Origin of the sequence: Citrobacter sp. RHB35-C21 (assembly GCF_013816515.1) — a bacterium.
Classification (GTDB): domain Bacteria; phylum Pseudomonadota; class Gammaproteobacteria; order Enterobacterales; family Enterobacteriaceae; genus Citrobacter; species Citrobacter braakii.
On record NZ_CP057147.1, the window covers coordinates 949,401 to 967,038 of the forward strand.

A 17,638-nucleotide genomic window follows, 5' to 3' on the forward strand; every position below is an offset into this window, starting at 1 on the left:
ATTACTTCAGACCGGCAGCTTCACGCAGCAGGGCGGCTTTGTCGGTTTTTTCCCATGGGAAATGTTCGCGACCAAAGTGACCGTAAGCGGCGGTTTCTTTGTAAATCGGGTGCAGCAGATCCAGCATCTGAATCAGGCCATACGGGCGCAGGTCGAAGAACTCACGCACCAGCAGGGTCAGCTGTTCTGAAGGCACTTTTTCAGTACCGAACGTTTCCACCATGATAGAGGTCGGTTCAGCCACGCCGATTGCGTAGGAAACCTGAATCTCACAACGGTCAGCCAGGCCAGCGGCAACGATGTTTTTCGCTACGTAGCGGGCTGCATAAGCTGCGGAACGGTCAACTTTAGACGGATCCTTACCAGAAAATGCGCCGCCGCCGTGACGGGCCATGCCGCCGTAGGTATCAACGATGATTTTACGACCCGTCAGACCGCAGTCACCCATTGGACCACCGATAACGAAACGACCGGTTGGGTTGATGAAGAACTTGGTTGAAGCTGTCAGCCATTCAGTCGGCAGTACCGGCTTGATGATCTCTTCCATAACGGCTTCTTGCAGCGATTTCTGATCGATATCTTCAGAGTGCTGAGTCGACAGAACAACCGCATCAATACCGACGATTTTACCGTCGTCATACTGGAAGGTTACCTGGCTTTTTGCATCCGGGCGCAGCCAGGATAAGGTGCCATTTTTACGCACTTCAGCCTGACGCTGCACCAGACGGTGAGCATAGGTAATCGGGGCTGGCATCAGCACGTCGGTTTCGTTGGTTGCATAACCAAACATCAGACCCTGGTCGCCTGCGCCCTGTTCCAGCGGATCCGCACGGTCAACACCCTGGTTGATGTCCGGAGACTGTTTACCAATCGCGCTCAGTACCGCACAAGAGTTGGCATCAAAGCCCATGTCGGAATGCACATAGCCAATTTCGCGAACCGTGTTACGGGTGATCTCTTCGATATCAACCCATGCGCTGGTGGTGATCTCACCGCCAACTAAAACCATGCCGGTTTTGACGTAGGTTTCGCAGGCAACGCGTGCTTTCGGATCCTGCTCCAGGATTGCATCCAGCACGGCATCAGAGATTTGGTCAGCGATTTTGTCAGGATGCCCTTCTGATACGGACTCGGACGTAAAAAGGTGTTTTGCCATATTTAATTTCACCTAAGGAGAATGTAGTTAGCTCAAACTGTCGAGTGGAATAGCCATGTGTAGAAGATTCTACCATGAGTCTGCAGATGACGGACACTGGCAGTCTGAGTGTTAATCGGTATAGATGGATTAACATCTGGACGGCTATTTTAAGTCGGTTCTGCGCCTGATTTCCAGCTTTTTTTGATTGAGCTCGCATTGTACTGAAAATGTAACTGGAAATTTTTCCTGACGGTGCTGGCAATGCGCGTATTTATCTTTTGCTTTTTCGTACTGTTGTCGGTATAAAACGCGGCGCGCGGCTCATATCCGTCATACTTCAAGTTGCATGTGCGTTGGCAATACTCGCCCAGTCACTTACTCCTGTAAGCGCCCGGGGATTCACTGCGTTGCCGCCTTCCCGCAACTCGATTTATTGAGGATAGACAAAAAAGCACACGACGTTTTCATCGTGTTGCCACTTCCAGCCGGGTTAAAACTTTAGCTTTGGCTTGTGGGTTCGTTCCGTCAGGAGCAACCGTGGAGGTGATACGAGATAATGAACCGTTGTATTCTGCTGAATCTGTCGCACCGTTCTGGTGTACATATGTCCCCCGCAATCTGCATCTTGCATACCTGCCGATGTTATACCCATCTCGGCGCTTCTCAGGACTCCAGGGCCGGCAACGGTCACTAAGAACTGAACAAGGGCGCTCTTGGTAAACAAGAGTTTTCTCGTGGTTTCGCCGAACCGTCAGCATTAAGTTCGGTTACGTGTTTACATTGATATGAAAAAGAAACCGGTCGCACAGTCGGAGCGTCAGCACTATCTGCTGGAAATTCTGCCTGTATTTGGGTTGTTATCGCGTCTTCGGATTGCGATAGTAGTCAACTGTTTTACACTTGTTAATAAAATTTGAGGTTCGCTATGTCTGACGACATTTCTTTGGGTTCGCCTTCGTCAGCAGGCGAACACGGTGTACTACGCTCCATGCAGGAGGTTGCAATGAGTTCCCAGGAAGCCAGCAAGATGCTGCGTACTTACAATATTGCCTGGTGGGGTAATAACTACTATGACGTCAATGAACTGGGCCACATCAGCGTGTGCCCGGATCCCGACGTACCAGAAGCGCGCGTTGACCTTGCTGAGTTGGTGAAAGCCCGTGAAGCGCAGGGCCAGCGTTTGCCTGCATTGTTCTGCTTCCCGCAGATCCTGCAACACCGTCTGCGTTCGATTAACGCCGCGTTTAAGCGCGCCCGTGAGTCTTACGGCTACAACGGTGACTATTTCCTCGTTTACCCGATCAAGGTTAACCAGCACCGTCGCGTGATTGAATCGCTGATCCACTCCGGCGAACCGCTGGGGCTGGAAGCCGGTTCTAAAGCTGAACTGATGGCCGTTCTGGCTCATGCCGGAATGACCCGCAGCGTGATCGTGTGTAACGGCTATAAAGACCGCGAATACATCCGCCTGGCGCTAATTGGCGAAAAGATGGGCCATAAGATCTATCTGGTCATCGAGAAGATGTCTGAAATCGCTATCGTGCTGGATGAAGCTGAACGACTGAATGTTGTTCCGCGTCTGGGCGTGCGTGCGCGTCTGGCGTCGCAGGGTTCTGGCAAATGGCAGTCCTCCGGCGGAGAGAAATCGAAATTCGGCCTGGCGGCAAACCAGGTGCTGCAACTGGTAGAAATGCTGCGCGAGCGCGGTCGTCTGGACAGTATTCAGTTGCTGCACTTCCACCTCGGCTCACAGATGGCGAACATTCGTGATATTGCCACCGGCGTACGTGAGTCGGCGCGTTTCTACGTTGAGCTGCACAAGCTTGGTGTAAATATCCAGTGCTTCGACGTGGGCGGTGGCCTGGGCGTGGACTACGAAGGTACCCGTTCGCAGTCTGACTGCTCCGTAAACTACGGCCTGAACGAATACGCGAACAACATCATCTGGGCCATTGGCGACGCCTGTGAAGAGCACGGTCTGCCGCACCCGACGGTAATTACCGAATCCGGTCGCGCTGTTACCGCGCATCATACCGTGCTGGTGTCTAACATTATCGGCGTTGAGCGTAGCGAGCATACCGAAGCAACGCCTCCGGCTGACGATGCGCCGCGTGCCCTGCAAAGCATGTGGGAAACCTGGCAAGAGATGCATGAGCCGGGAACCCGTCGTTCGCTGCGTGAATGGCTGCACGACAGCCAGATGGATCTGCACGATATTCACGTTGGGTACTCTTCAGGCACCTTTAGCCTGCAGGAACGCGCGTGGGCAGAACAGCTCTATCTGAACATGTGTCACGATGTGCAAAAACAACTCGACCCGAGCAACCGCGCGCACCGTCCGATTATCGACGAGTTGCAGGAGCGTATGGCGGATAAGATTTACGTCAACTTCTCGCTGTTCCAGTCGATGCCGGATGCGTGGGGGATCGATCAGCTGTTCCCGGTGATGCCGCTGGAAGGGCTGAACAAGGCTCCTGAGCGCCGTGCGGTGCTGCTGGATATCACCTGTGACTCTGATGGCGCTATCGACCACTATGTTGATGGTGACGGCATTGCGACCACCATGCCGATGCCGGAATACGACCCGGAGAACCCGCCGATGCTGGGCTTCTTTATGGTGGGTGCGTACCAGGAGATCCTTGGCAACATGCACAACCTGTTCGGTGATACCGAAGCGGTTGACGTGTTCGTCTTCCCTGACGGCAGCGTGGAAGTTGAGCTGTCTGATGAAGGGGATACCGTGGCGGATATGCTGCAGTATGTGCAGTTGGATCCGAACACCCTGCTAACGCAGTTCCGTGATCAAGTGAAAAACACCGATCTGGATACCGAGTTGCAGCAGCAGTTCCTCGAAGAGTTTGAGGCAGGACTGTACGGATATACCTATCTCGAAGACGAGTAATGCTGTTGGGGTTCGCTTGAACCTGAGCAAATTAACGGCGATAATTCGCCTATACAAGTAGTCACGTAAATCAATCCCTTCCTCGTCGGGCTTAACGACGCGGAGGGGATTTTTTTTCACCGATTTTAAAAGAGGTCAGTACATGAGCACCTTAGGTCATCAATACGACAACTCCCTGGTTTCTAACGCCTTTGGTTTTTTGCGTCTGCCGATGAACTTCATGCCGTACGACAGCGACGCCGATTGGGTGATCACCGGCGTACCGTTTGATATGGCAACGTCTGGCCGCGCGGGCGGTCGTCATGGTCCGGCTGCGATCCGTCAGGTTTCCACTAACCTGGCGTGGGAACACAATCGCTTCCCGTGGGACTTCGATATGCGCGAGCGCCTGAACGTGGTGGACTGCGGCGATCTGGTTTATGCGTTCGGTGATGCCCGTGAAATGAGTGAAAAACTGCAGGCACATGCTGAGAAGTTGCTTTCTGCCGGTAAGCGCATGCTCTCTTTCGGCGGTGACCACTTCGTCACGCTGCCGCTCCTGCGCGCTCACGCTAAACACTTTGGTAAAATGGCGCTGGTGCACTTTGATGCCCACACCGACACCTACGCTAACGGCTGTGAATTCGACCACGGTACCATGTTCTACACTGCGCCGAATGAAGGTCTGATCGATCCGAATCACTCTGTGCAGATCGGTATTCGTACAGAGTTCGACAAAGATAACGGCTTTACCGTGCTGGATGCTTGCCAGGTGAACGATCGCGGCGTAGATGACATCATCGCCCAGGTTAAGCAGATTGTTGGTGATATGCCGGTGTATCTGACCTTTGATATCGACTGCCTCGATCCGGCGTTTGCTCCAGGAACCGGTACGCCCGTGATCGGCGGTCTGACTTCCGATCGCGCGATCAAGCTGGTACGTGGTCTGAAAGATCTGAATATCGTCGGGATGGATGTGGTGGAAGTGGCTCCGGCCTACGATCAGTCAGAGATCACCGCGCTGGCGGCGGCTACGCTGGCACTGGAAATGCTGTATATCCAGGCGGCGAAGAAAGGCGAATAACGGGTTTCGGACTATTTTGCCGGATGTCGCTGACGCTAGTCCGGCCTACATTATTGCTGAATTTGTAGGCCGGGTAAGGCGTTCTCGCCGCCATCCGGCACTGTTCGAGGATTATTTTATCCCGTCTGCGCTCATGCGATCGCGAATGTGTTGCGCACGTTCTGCAGATGCCGGGTGATCGTCAAACATTGAGCTTTGGCGTCCGGCTTCCAGTTTAGCCAGTTTCTCAAAGCTGGTGGCCAGTCCTGCCGGATTGATCCCACGTTTGCGCAACAAATCATACGAGTAATCATCCGCTTCGGATTCCTGACGCTGGGAGAACTGCGAGTTCACCAGTTTCTCGCCAAGATCGCCCAATTGCGACTGCGACAGGCTGCCGACAATGCCGCCAGCGGAAGCCGCTGCTGCACGTACGGCGTTAGTGCCCAGCGCGACCTGCATGCCTTTTTTCACATGACCCAGCGCGACGTGGCCCATTTCGTGGCCGATCACCGCTTCGACTTCGTTATCGGTCATCATATCCATCAGGCCGCTGTATACGCGGATACAACCGTTCGCCATGGCAAAGGCATTCACATCTTTCGCCATATAGACTTTGTAGTTCACCGGCTGGCCGTTAATGTTGTCGCCAAGCGCGGCGGCGATTTTGCCAAGACGCGTTGCGTACTCGCTGCTGGCAGGGGCGATAGTGGCCTTGCTGTCCATATCTTTACAGGCCTGATCGCTCAGCGCTTTTACCTGAGTATCGCTCAGACTATAGGCCTGAAAAGCCTCTGCGCCAGAAGAAAGTAGTCCGTTTGAGTCCATGTTCTGGCAGCCGGTCAATGCCGCCGCCATGCTCGTAGCAAGCAGTAAAGCGCGAATTTTCATTTTTTCTCTTCCGCACAAAGTCAGGATTATTCTAAAAAATGCGTCGTTTGCAGGTAAACCGACGCTCGGACTTAGTATAAAGAAAAGAACATTCAGCGGGCGAGAAGATTGCGCAACTTGCGCGCATGATCCAGAGATTTCTGAAGCGGTAAAAGGATGCTCCATGTACATGACACGCGGCTTGGGTTACATTGTTGGCACTTTTTTCCGGCGTAGCCCAAAACGCGCTGTCGTCAAGTCGTTAAGGGCTCAGCCTTCATTATCCGATCTGGAGTCAAAATGTCCTCACGTAAAGAGCTTGCCAATGCTATTCGTGCGCTGAGCATGGACGCAGTACAGAAAGCCAAATCCGGTCACCCGGGTGCCCCGATGGGTATGGCTGACATTGCCGAAGTCCTGTGGCGTGATTTCCTGAACCACAACCCGACTAACCCGTCCTGGGCTGACCGTGACCGCTTCGTGCTGTCCAACGGCCACGGCTCCATGCTGATTTACAGCCTGCTGCACCTCACCGGCTACGATCTGCCGATGTCCGAGCTGCAGAACTTCCGTCAGCTGCATTCCAAAACTCCGGGTCACCCGGAAGTGGGTTACACCGCGGGTGTTGAAACCACTACCGGTCCTCTGGGTCAGGGCATTGCGAATGCTGTGGGTATGGCTATCGCCGAAAAAACGCTGGCGGCGCAGTTTAACCGTCCTGGTCACGACATCGTTGACCACTTCACCTATGCTTTCATGGGCGACGGCTGCATGATGGAAGGTATCTCTCACGAGGTATGTTCCCTGGCCGGTACGCTGAAGCTGGGTAAACTGGTAGCGTTCTACGATGACAACGGCATCTCTATCGATGGCCACGTTGAAGGCTGGTTCACCGATGACACCGCTAAGCGTTTCGAAGCTTACGGTTGGCACGTGGTTCGTGGCGTTGATGGTCACGATGCTGACGCGATTAAGCGCGCAGTTGAAGAAGCTCGCGCTGTGACCGACAAACCGTCCCTGCTGATGTGCAAAACCATCATCGGTTTCGGTTCCCCGAATAAAGCTGGTACCCACGACTCTCACGGTGCGCCGCTGGGTGATGCAGAAATCGCACTGACCCGCGAACAACTGGGCTGGAAATACGCGCCGTTTGAAATTCCGTCTGAAATCTACGCGCAGTGGGATGCGAAAGAAGCAGGCCAGGCAAAAGAAGCTGCATGGAACGAGAAGTTCGCTGCTTATGCGAAAGCCTTCCCGCAGGAAGCCGCTGAATTCACCCGTCGTATGAAAGGTGAAATGCCGTCTGACTTCGACGCAAAAGCGAACGAGTTCATCGCTAAGCTGCAGGCTAACCCGGCGAAAATCGCCAGCCGTAAAGCGTCTCAGAACGCGATTGAAGCGTTTGGTCCTCTGCTGCCTGAATTCCTCGGCGGCTCCGCTGACCTGGCACCAAGTAACCTGACTCTGTGGTCTGGTTCTAAAGCTATCAACGAAGATACTGCCGGTAACTACATCCATTACGGTGTACGTGAATTCGGTATGACCGCTATCGCTAACGGTATCTCCCTGCACGGTGGCTTCCTGCCGTACACCTCCACCTTCCTGATGTTTGTGGAATATGCCCGTAACGCGGTGCGTATGGCTGCGCTGATGAAACAACGTCAGGTGATGGTCTATACCCACGACTCCATCGGTCTGGGCGAAGATGGCCCGACTCACCAGCCGGTAGAGCAGGTAGCTTCGCTGCGTGTGACCCCGAACATGAGCACCTGGCGTCCGTGTGACCAGGTTGAATCTGCCGTTGCATGGAAATACGGTGTAGAGCGTCAGGACGGTCCGACCGCGCTGATCCTCTCCCGCCAGAACCTGGCACAGCAGGAACGTACCGAAGAGCAGCTGGCGAACATCGCGCGCGGTGGTTACGTGCTGAAAGATTGCGCCGGTCAGCCGGAACTGATCTTCATCGCTACCGGTTCTGAAGTTGAGCTGGCTGTGGCTGCCTGGGACAAACTGACCGCTGAAGGCGTTAAAGCGCGCGTGGTTTCCATGCCGTCTACCGACGCGTTCGACAAACAGGATGCCGCTTATCGCGAGTCCGTACTGCCGAAAGCTGTTTCCGCACGTGTTGCAGTGGAAGCGGGTATCGCAGACTACTGGTTCAAATACGTGGGCCTGAACGGCGCTATCGTTGGTATGACAACCTTTGGTGAGTCTGCACCGGCTGAGCTGCTGTTTGAAGAGTTTGGCTTCACTGTCGACAACGTTGTCGCGAAAGCAAAAGAACTGCTGTAATTTTGATTACAGGTGAAAACGGGTCGCTTATGCGGCCCGTTTTTTTAAAGTAAGTAAATTTATTTGATCGTGCGCAACCCGAAAATGTAGATTTGCATCACAAATATGATATTTAGCGATGTTTTATATTTGCAACTTGAATCACATTATTACTGTTGATTTTTATATTTCTTTTCTCAATTCATTGTTTTTAAAGGAATCACCAAAAAACATTCTGCGCTGTATGTAGTTTTCTCCTCGATTGATTTCATTTCGCCGTGCGCGTATTTTATTTTTAACGCTAACTCGTACCCTAAAAATAAAATAAGGAAAATGTATGCGGCTGATTGATTACTTTCCCGAATCATCTATCTCAATAAAAAATTCAGCAAAGAACTGGCAGGAGGCAATTGACTTTTCTATGTCATCCTTACTTGCCAATCATTATGTCAATTCAGATTATATTCAGGCCATTAAAGACTCAACGATTAACAATGGTCCTTATTATATTTTAGCGCCAGGCGTCGCCATGCCGCACGCTCGACCGGAGTGTGGCGCGTTAAAAACCGGTATGTCATTAACGCTTCTCAAACAGGAAGTGAAATTTGCCGAAGATGATGAAGGTATCAGATTATTAATCGGATTGTCGGCGGCTAATGCTGATTCACACATTGGCGCTATTCAGGCCTTAAGCGAATTATTATGTGAAGAGGAAGCACTAACCGCTTTGTTAGCGGCTAAATCAGAAAAACAATTGGCGGATATTATCGCTCAAGCATAATTAACGGTTTCCTTTCAGGACATTATTATGGAAAACAAGTCTGCTCGTGCCAAAGTCCAGGCTTTTGGTGGGTTTTTGACTGCAATGGTCATTCCCAACATCGGTGCGTTTATTGCCTGGGGTTTTATTACCGCATTATTTATTCCTACCGGTTGGATGCCGAATGAGCATTTCGCCAAAATTGTCGGTCCGATGATTACCTATTTACTGCCCGTCATGATTGGCTCCACTGGGGGGCATCTGGTTGGCGGGAAACGCGGTGCGGTGATGGGGGGTATTGGTTCTATTGGCGTTATTGTGGGCGCGGATATCCCGATGTTCCTTGGCGCAATGGTAATGGGGCCGCTTGGCGGTTGGGTGATTAAGCATATCGACCGTCTGCTGGAAAAACGCATTCCTGCAGGCTTCGAGATGGTTATCAATAATTTCTCTCTTGGTATCGCGGGAATGCTCTTATGCTTGCTGGGGTTTGAAGTTATCGGCCCGGCGGTTCTCATTGCCAATAATTTCGTGAAGGAGTGTATTGAAGCGTTGGTTCATGCGGGCTATCTGCCGTTGCTATCCGTAATCAATGAGCCAGCAAAAATCCTCTTTCTGAACAATGCCATCGATCAGGGAGTGTATTATCCGCTGGGGATGCAGCAAGCTTCTGAAACGGGAAAATCAATTTTCTTCATGGTGGCATCTAACCCAGGGCCGGGATTAGGTTTGTTACTCGGCTTTGCTATCTTTGGCAAAGGAATGAGTAAAAAGTCTGCACCAGGCGCCATGATTATCCACTTCCTCGGTGGTATTCATGAACTGTATTTCCCGTATGTGCTGATGAAGCCTCTGACCCTGATCGCGATGATTGCCGGGGGAATGACCGGGACGTGGGTATTCCACCTGCTGGACGGTGGGTTAGTTGCGGGGCCAAGCCCAGGATCTATATTCGCATATCTGGCATTAACGCCGAAAGGTTCTTTCCTCGCGACCATTGCAGGAGTTACCGCGGGAACCGTTGTTACTTTTGTTATTACCTCTGTCATCCTGAAAATGGAAAAGAACGTTGAAACAGAAAGTGAAGATGACTTTGCTGAATCAGCCAGAACCGTCAAAGCGATGAAGCAGGAAGGGAAATTCTCTTATAAAAACATTAAACGTGTCGCTTTTGTCTGTGATGCAGGAATGGGTTCCAGTGCTATGGGGGCAACCACGTTTCGTAAGCGTCTGGAGAAAGCGGGATTGAATATTACTGTGACGCATTATGCTATCGAAAACGTTCCGCAAGATGCCGATATTATTGTCACCCATGCCAGTCTTGAAGGTCGTGTTAAACGTGTAAGTGAAAAGCCATTAGTGCTGATTAAGAACTATATTGGTGACCCATTGTTGGATGATTTATTTAAGCGCATTACTGCGAACTAGCCTTCTTCTATTTTTGGAGTGAATATGAAAACGAAAGTTGCTGCCATATATGGCAAGCAGGATATTCGTATCCGCGAATTTGAACTGCCTGCAATTACAGATAATGAATTGTTAGTAAGCGTAATATCCGATAGCGTTTGTTTGTCCACCTGGAAAGCAGCAGCATTGGGGAGCGATCATAAACGCGTACCGGACGATCTGGAAAATCATCCGGTTATTACCGGACATGAATGTGCTGGTATCATTGTTGAGGTGGGGAAAAACCTGACGGATAAATATAAGAAAGGTCAGCGTTTTGTGTTGCAACCCGCGATGGGATTGCCAAGTGGATATTCAGCAGGATACAGCTATGAATATTTTGGCGGCAATGCGACATATATGATTATCCCGGAAGTGGCGATTAACCTGGGATGCGTTTTGCCTTACCACGGCTCTTATTTTGCTGCCGCCTCATTGGCAGAACCGATGTGCTGCATTATTGGCGCGTATAACGCGAATTTTCACACCACGCCTTACGTTTATGAGCATCGCATGGGGATTAAGCCAGGGGGGAACATTGCGCTTCTGGCCTGCGCCGGGCCGATGGGTATTGGTGCAATAGATTATGCCATTAACGGGAATATTCAGCCGTCGCGCGTGGTGGTGGTCGACATTGACGAAGCACGACTGGCGCAGGCTAAAAAACTGTTGCCCGTTGAGCGGGCGGCAGAAAAGGGGATTGAGCTCATCTATGTGAATACTACTGGCATGGATTCTCCGACAGCGATGCTGCGAGCGTTAACTCATGACGCAGGTTTTGATGATGTCTTTGTGTATGCGGCAGTGCCTGCAGTTGTTGAGATGGCTGATGATTTACTCGCGGAAGATGGTTGCCTGAATTTTTTTGCCGGTCCTACGGACAGTAACTTCAAAGTGCCGTTTAATTTTTATAACGTGCACTACAACAGCACTCACGTTGTCGGGACATCCGGTGGTTCAACTGATGATATGAAAGAGGCCATTGCGCTCAGTGCAACTGGCCAACTGCAACCGTCGTTTATGGTGACGCACATTGGCGGCCTTGATGCAGTTCCGGAAACTGTATTGAATTTACCGGCGATCCCCGGCGGTAAGAAGCTGATATATAACGGCGTTACCATGCCACTAACCGCCATTGCTGATTTTGCCGAGAAAGGGAAAACTGACCCATTATTCAAAGAACTGGCGCTGCTGGTGGAGGAGACGCACGGTATCTGGAATGAAAAGGCAGAAAAATACCTTTTGGCACACTTTGGCGTTGATATCGGGGAGGCGGCGATATGATGTCGCTGGCATGGCCGCTATTTCGTATCACGGAGCAGGCTGCACTGGCAGCCTGGCCGCAAACCGGGTGCGGCGATAAAAACAAGATTGATGGTCTGGCTGTGACGGCAATGCGGGAAGCATTGAACAGTATTGCCATTCGCGGACGCATCGTTATTGGCGAAGGGGAGATTGATCAAGCCCCGATGCTGTGGATTGGTGAGGAAGTGGGAACCGGCACCGGACCTGAGGTAGATATCGCCGTTGATCCTATCGAAGGAACCCGAATGGTGGCTATGGGGCAAAGTAATGCGCTGGCCGTCATGGCGTTTGCCCCTCGCGGTAGTTTGTTACACGCTCCTGATATGTATATGAAAAAACTGGTTGTTAATCGGTTTGCGAAAGGGGCGATTAATCTGGCGCTGCCGTTGGCAGATAATCTGCGTAATGTGGCAGAGGCGTTGGGTAAACCGCTGGAGCGACTACGGATGGTGACGCTGGATAAACCGCGCCTTCAACCAGCGATTGCCGAGGCGACACGGCTTGGCGTCAAGGTCTTTGCTCTGCCCGACGGTGACGTGGCCGCCAGCGTGCTGGCCTGTATGCAGGAGAATCCTTATGATCTGATGTATACCATTGGCGGCGCGCCTGAAGGGGTTATTTCAGCCTGTGCGGTTAAAGCGCTGGGGGGCGATATGCAGGCTGAACTGATTGATTTTTGTGAAGCGAAAGGAAATAACGCAGATAATCGTCTGATTGCGGCACAGGAACATCAGCGCTGCGCGGAAATGGGCGTTGCGATCAACCGGATCTACGCGCTGGAGGAACTGGTAGGGGGAAATAAGATCCTCTTTAGCGCGACAGGGGTCACGGGCGGCGATCTTGTGAAAGGGATCCAACAGGTTGCGAATGGTGTGCGCACGCAAACTTTACTGATCGGCGGCGCGGATCGAACGTGTAATATAATAGACTCTCTGCATTCATGGTGATTTATCGAGAAACGAATGACGACGCTGACAGAAGACGATGTGCTTGAGCAACTGGATACTCAAAATAATTTACTCTCGTTTATGACGACGGCACATAACATTTTGCTCCAGGGCATTAAGCGCTTTCTACCGTCGCTGTTCGTTAATAACGATGAAGAGATCGTGGAATATGCAGTGAAGCCGTTACTCGCCCAGAGTGGACCGCTTGACGATATCGACGTTGCGTTACGTCTGATTTATGCGTTGGGAAAAATGGATAAATGGCTTTATGCCGACATCACCCATTTCTCTCAGTTTTATCAGTACCTGAACGAGCAGGATAATATCCCCGGTTTTGCCGATGACATTACCTGGGATTTTGTCAGCAACGTGAACAGTATCACCCGCAACGCAACGCTCTACGGTGCGCTGGAGTCGATGAAATTTGCCGACTTTGCTGCGTGGTCCGAAGTGCGCTTTAGCGCAATGGTCAAGACGGCAATGACGCTGGCAGTGACGGCGATTTTAAAGGAATTAACGCCGTGAAAATCAAACTAACGGTGAATGGGCTACAGGTTGAAGCACATTACCGTGATGATGAGATAGAGAACGTCCACAAACCGTTATTACAACAGCTGGCAAAAATACACGCCACTCACCCGCAGCGACGAACGATCGTTTTTCTCTGCGCACCGCCTGGTACGGGTAAATCGACGCTGACCACCTTCTGGGAATATCTCTCCCGTCAGGATCCTGGCCTGCCGGAGATCCAGACGCTGCCGATGGATGGCTTCCATCACTACAACACCTGGCTGGATGCTCATAACCTGCGAGCATACAAAGGTGCGCCGGAAACCTTTGATGTGGATAAGCTTGCGCAGAATCTACGTCTGATAAGGGAAGGGGAGGGCACCTGGCCACAGTACGACCGGCAAAAACACGATCCGGTAGAAGCGGGCATAACAGTGACCGCGCCGATTGTGGTTGTGGAAGGAAACTGGTTATTACGCAATGATGAAAGGTGGCGGGTGTTAGCTGAGTTTTGTGATTACTCGCTGTTTATTCGTGCACCTGCCAACGCGCTCCGTACACGACTGGTAGGTCGTAAACTGGCGGGCGGACTATCACAAGCTGACGCTGAGGCGTTTTATGAGCGTACCGACGGACCGAATGTTCGTCGGGTACTGGAAGCGAGTCTGCCTGGTGACCTGACGCTGGAGATGCTGGAATCTGGTGAATATCGGATAGCGTGAAGGCCAATTATTCCTGTTAAGCCGTAATGATTATTACGGCTTACTGGAATAATTCCCCCCGGTCTCAGCGGGAAAAATGTGATGTACGTCAGATAACTGTTTTCTTTGGCTGGACAATCATTCCTTTTATTCCGCGTTTCGCTTATTCTAGCTGAAGCGTTTCAGTCGATTAAATGTTCGACAATTAACCAATTAGTCGCAGTTTGCGACAGGTAAGGTTTCCCTGAGCGATTTGCTGCATTACTCTGTCTGCCACATCGTTTCTGAGAAATCCTTGCAGGAGACCTATGACCGTACGCGTAGCGATTAATGGTTTCGGTCGCATCGGACGCAACGTGGTTCGTGCTTTGTATGAATCCGGGCGTCGGGCGGAAATCACCGTGGTGGCAATCAACGAACTGGCGGATGCTGCAGGCATGGCGCATTTGTTGAAATATGACACCAGCCATGGACGTTTTGCCTGGGATGTTCGTCAGGAACGTGACCAGCTCATCGTTGGCGATGACGCGATCCGCATTCTGCATGAGCGAACGCTCGATGCGCTTCCCTGGCGCGAACTGAGTGTCGACGTTGTGCTGGATTGTACGGGGGTCTTCGGCAACCGCGAACACGGCGAGGCGCATATTGCCGCAGGTGCAAAAAAAGTGCTCTTTTCACATCCTGGTAGTCACGACATCGACGCAACCGTTGTGTATGGCGTTAATCAGGATCAGCTGCGCGCTGAACACCGGATCGTTTCCAACGCCTCCTGTACCACGAATTGCATAATACCCGTCATTAAATTGCTGGATGATGCTTACGGCATTGAGTCTGGTACCGTCACCACGATCCACTCCGCGATGCACGATCAGCAGGTTATTGATGCCTATCATCCTGACCTGCGTCGCACGCGAGCGGCCAGCCAGTCTATTATTCCGGTTGATACCAAACTGGCGGCGGGCATCACGCGAATTTTCCCGCAGTTTAACGATCGTTTTGAAGCGATTGCGGTGCGTGTACCGACCATAAATGTGACGGCGATCGACTTAAGCGTGACGGTGAAAAAACCAGTAAAAGCCAGTGAAGTCAACCAGTTGCTGCAAAAAGCAGCACAAGGTGCATTTCATGGTATAGTTGACTATACGGAATTACCGTTGGTCTCTGTAGATTTTAACCACGACCCGCACAGCGCCATCGTTGATGGTACGCAAACGCGCGTGAGTGGCGCTCACCTGATCAAAACGCTGGTCTGGTGTGATAATGAATGGGGCTTTGCTAACCGTATGCTCGATACAACGTTAGCGATGGCTGCTATTGGTTTCAGGCTCGACGCTTGAGCGTCGACAAAACTTTATGAATCAACGAGAGGATTCACCATGTCTGTAATTAAGATGACCGATCTGGATCTGGCTGGTAAACGCGTTTTTATCCGTGCGGACCTGAACGTACCAGTTAAAGAAGGGAAAGTAACCAGCGATGCGCGTATCCGTGCTTCTCTGCCGACCATCGAACTGGCCCTGAAACAGGGTGCTAAAGTGATGGTAACTTCCCACCTGGGTCGTCCTACCGAAGGCGAGTACAACGAAGAATTCTCTCTGCTGCCGGTTGTTAACTACCTGAAAGACAAACTGTCTGCTCCGGTTCGCCTGGTAAAAGATTACCTGGACGGCGTTGAAGTCGCTGCCGGTGAACTGGTTGTTCTGGAAAACGTTCGCTTCAACAAAGGCGAGAAGAAAGACGACGAAGCACTGTCCAAAAAATACGCTGCGCTGTGTGACGTATTCGTAATGGACGCTTTCGGTACCGCTCACCGTGCGCAGGCTTCTACCCACGGTATCGGTAAATTCGCCGACGTAGCTTGCGCTGGTCCGCTGCTGGCTGCTGAGCTGGATGCGCTGGGTAAAGCGCTGAAAGAACCTGCTCGTCCGATGGTGGCTATCGTTGGTGGTTCTAAAGTTTCTACCAAACTGACCGTTCTGGACTCTCTGTCAAAAATCGCTGACCAGCTGATCGTTGGTGGTGGTATCGCGAACACCTTCGTTGCTGCTCAAGGCCACAACGTCGGCAAATCCCTGTACGAAGCTGACCTGGTTGATGAAGCTAAGCGTCTGCTGACGACTTGCGATATTCCGGTCCCGACTGACGTTCGCGTAGCGACTGAATTCTCTGAAACTGCACCGGCTACGCTTAAATCCGTTAGCGATGTAAAAGAAGACGAGCAGATCCTGGATATCGGCGACGCTTCTGCACAGCAGCTGGCTGACATCCTGAAGAATGCGAAAACCATTCTGTGGAATGGCCCGGTTGGCGTGTTCGAATTCCCGAACTTCCGCAAAGGTACTGAAATCGTTGCTAATGCTATCGCAGACAGCGAAGCATTCTCTATCGCAGGCGGCGGTGACACCCTGGCAGCAATCGACCTGTTCGGCATTGCTGACAAAATCTCCTACATCTCTACTGGCGGCGGCGCATTCCTCGAATTCGTGGAAGGCAAAGTACTGCCAGCAGTAGCCATGCTCGAAGAGCGTGCTAAAAAGTAAGACATTGATGGGCAGGGAAACCTGCCCAATTATTAGCGCGCTGTCGAGCGCGCCCCCTTTCCAAGGCCGAAGATACAGGACTCGCAACATGTCTAAAATTTTTGATTTCGTAAAACCAGGCGTAATCACTGGTGATGACGTACAGAAAGTTTTCCAGGTAGCTAAAGAAAACAACTTTGCTCTGCCAGCTGTTAACTGCGTTGGTACCGACTCCATCAACGCCGTTCTGGAAACCGCTGCAAAAGTTAAAGCGCCGGTAATCGTACAGTTCTCCAACGGTGGTGCTTCTTTCATCGCGGGTAAAGGCGTGAAGTCTGATGTTCCTCAGGGCGCTGCAATCCTGGGTGCTATCTCTGGTGCGCATCACGTTCACCAGATGGCTGAACACTATGGTGTTCCGGTTATCCTGCACACTGACCACTGCGCGAAGAAACTGCTGCCGTGGATCGACGGTCTGCTGGACGCGGGTGAAAAACACTTCGCAGCAACTGGCAAACCGCTGTTCTCTTCTCACATGATCGACCTGTCTGAAGAGTCTCTGGAAGAGAACATCGAAATCTGCTCCAAATACCTGGCGCGCATGTCCAAAATGGGCATGACTCTGGAAATCGAACTGGGTTGCACCGGTGGTGAAGAAGACGGCGTGGACAACAGCCACATGGACGCTTCTGCACTGTACACCCAACCGGAAGACGTTGACTACGCATACACCGAGCTGAGCAAAATCAGCCCGCGTTTCACCATCGCAGCGTCCTTCGGTAACGTACACGGCGTTTACAAGCCGGGTAACGTAGTTCTGACCCCGACCATCCTGCGCGACTCTCAGGACTATGTTTCTAAGAAACATAACCTGCCGCATAACAGCCTGAACTTCGTCTTCCACGGTGGTTCCGGTTCTACTGCTCAGGAAATCAAAGACTCCGTAAGCTACGGCGTAGTGAAAATGAACATCGACACCGATACCCAATGGGCTACCTGGGAAGGCGTTCTGAACTACTACAAAGCAAACGAAGCTTACCTGCAGGGTCAGTTGGGCAACCCGAAAGGCGAAGATCAGCCGAACAAGAAATACTACGATCCGCGCGTATGGCTGCGTGCTGGTCAGGCAACCATGATCACCCGTCTGGAACAGGCTTTCAAAGAACTGAACGCGGTTGACGTTCTGTAATTTACGCCGTCCAACGTGACATGAGGCCCGCAAATGCG

At 51.7% G+C, this 17,638-nt stretch carries 16 protein-coding genes; 14 read left to right on the forward strand and 2 right to left on the reverse strand.

Going from position 1 to position 17,638, the window contains the following annotated elements; translation table 11 throughout:
- Nucleotide 1: 1 nt before the first annotated feature.
- Nucleotides 2-1,156, reverse strand: a complete 1,155-nt coding sequence (metK, locus tag HVZ39_RS04705) for a methionine adenosyltransferase (RefSeq protein WP_003027071.1) — start codon at nucleotides 1,154-1,156, stop codon at nucleotides 2-4.
- Nucleotides 1,157-1,694: 538 nt separating this feature from the next.
- On the opposite strand from metK, the gene HVZ39_RS26795 reads away from it, so the two are divergent.
- The 4 genes from HVZ39_RS26795 to speB all read left to right on the forward strand — a co-directional run bounded on the left by HVZ39_RS26795 (nucleotide 1,695) and on the right by speB (nucleotide 5,103).
- Nucleotides 1,695-1,832 carry a hypothetical protein gene (locus tag HVZ39_RS26795; RefSeq protein WP_269149342.1) on the forward strand — a complete coding sequence of 46 codons (138 nt, stop codon included), beginning with the start codon at nucleotides 1,695-1,697 and terminating at the stop codon, nucleotides 1,830-1,832.
- 91 nt (nucleotides 1,833-1,923) lie between these two features.
- Complete coding sequence (gene yqgB / locus HVZ39_RS04715; protein WP_049041971.1) at nucleotides 1,924-2,055, forward strand: acid stress response protein YqgB; 132 nt, start codon at nucleotides 1,924-1,926, stop codon at nucleotides 2,053-2,055.
- Nucleotides 2,056-2,063: 8 nt separating this feature from the next.
- Nucleotides 2,064-4,040 carry a biosynthetic arginine decarboxylase gene (gene speA / locus HVZ39_RS04720; RefSeq protein ID WP_016154389.1) on the forward strand — a complete coding sequence of 659 codons (1,977 nt, stop codon included), beginning with the start codon at nucleotides 2,064-2,066 and terminating at the stop codon, nucleotides 4,038-4,040.
- 142 nt (nucleotides 4,041-4,182) lie between these two features.
- A complete protein-coding gene (gene speB, locus HVZ39_RS04725) occupies nucleotides 4,183-5,103 on the forward strand; it encodes an agmatinase (protein ID WP_016154388.1) in 921 nt (306 codons plus the stop codon).
- A gap of 111 nt (nucleotides 5,104-5,214) precedes the next feature.
- Here the strand turns inward: speB and HVZ39_RS04730 are convergent, their stop codons facing one another.
- Complete coding sequence (locus tag HVZ39_RS04730; protein ID WP_016154387.1) at nucleotides 5,215-5,973, reverse strand: M48 family metallopeptidase; 759 nt, start codon at nucleotides 5,971-5,973, stop codon at nucleotides 5,215-5,217.
- Between the two features lie 279 nt (nucleotides 5,974-6,252).
- Here HVZ39_RS04730 and tkt point away from each other — a divergent pair, with 279 nt between their 5' ends.
- From tkt to fbaA, 10 genes are all read left to right on the forward strand, one after another.
- On the forward strand, nucleotides 6,253-8,244 hold the full coding sequence (gene tkt, locus HVZ39_RS04735; RefSeq protein WP_016154386.1) for a transketolase: 1,992 nt from the start codon (nucleotides 6,253-6,255) through the stop codon (nucleotides 8,242-8,244).
- A gap of 316 nt (nucleotides 8,245-8,560) precedes the next feature.
- Nucleotides 8,561-9,004 carry a PTS mannitol transporter subunit IIA gene (gene cmtB / locus HVZ39_RS04740; protein WP_016157436.1) on the forward strand — a complete coding sequence of 148 codons (444 nt, stop codon included), beginning with the start codon at nucleotides 8,561-8,563 and terminating at the stop codon, nucleotides 9,002-9,004.
- Between the two features lie 27 nt (nucleotides 9,005-9,031).
- Nucleotides 9,032-10,411, forward strand: coding sequence for a PTS mannitol transporter subunit IICB (locus HVZ39_RS04745; RefSeq protein WP_016154384.1), 1,380 nt, complete (start codon nucleotides 9,032-9,034; stop codon nucleotides 10,409-10,411).
- 24 nt (nucleotides 10,412-10,435) lie between these two features.
- Nucleotides 10,436-11,713, forward strand: a complete 1,278-nt coding sequence (locus HVZ39_RS04750) for a zinc-binding dehydrogenase (protein ID WP_181220825.1) — start codon at nucleotides 10,436-10,438, stop codon at nucleotides 11,711-11,713.
- Nucleotides 11,710-12,681 carry a class II fructose-bisphosphatase gene (gene glpX, locus HVZ39_RS04755; RefSeq protein ID WP_181633273.1) on the forward strand — a complete coding sequence of 324 codons (972 nt, stop codon included), beginning with the start codon at nucleotides 11,710-11,712 and terminating at the stop codon, nucleotides 12,679-12,681. The genes HVZ39_RS04750 and glpX overlap by 4 nt, the downstream gene beginning before the upstream one ends.
- Before the next feature lie 15 nt (nucleotides 12,682-12,696).
- Nucleotides 12,697-13,206: an MltR family transcriptional regulator gene (locus HVZ39_RS04760; protein ID WP_181633274.1), complete on the forward strand. Its 510-nt coding sequence runs from the start codon at nucleotides 12,697-12,699 to the stop codon at nucleotides 13,204-13,206.
- Nucleotides 13,203-13,913, forward strand: coding sequence for a nucleoside/nucleotide kinase family protein (locus tag HVZ39_RS04765; RefSeq protein WP_181633275.1), 711 nt, complete (start codon nucleotides 13,203-13,205; stop codon nucleotides 13,911-13,913). The genes HVZ39_RS04760 and HVZ39_RS04765 overlap by 4 nt, the downstream gene beginning before the upstream one ends.
- Before the next feature lie 287 nt (nucleotides 13,914-14,200).
- On the forward strand, nucleotides 14,201-15,229 hold the full coding sequence (gene epd / locus HVZ39_RS04770; RefSeq protein ID WP_016154379.1) for an erythrose-4-phosphate dehydrogenase: 1,029 nt from the start codon (nucleotides 14,201-14,203) through the stop codon (nucleotides 15,227-15,229).
- A 39-nt stretch (nucleotides 15,230-15,268) separates the two neighbouring features.
- Nucleotides 15,269-16,432 (forward strand): phosphoglycerate kinase, encoded by a 1,164-nt coding sequence (gene pgk / locus HVZ39_RS04775; protein ID WP_003027032.1) that lies wholly within the window; start codon nucleotides 15,269-15,271, stop codon nucleotides 16,430-16,432.
- 88 nt (nucleotides 16,433-16,520) lie between these two features.
- A complete protein-coding gene (gene fbaA, locus HVZ39_RS04780) occupies nucleotides 16,521-17,600 on the forward strand; it encodes a class II fructose-bisphosphate aldolase (RefSeq protein WP_003027029.1) in 1,080 nt (359 codons plus the stop codon).
- Nucleotides 17,601-17,638 lie beyond the last annotated feature (38 nt).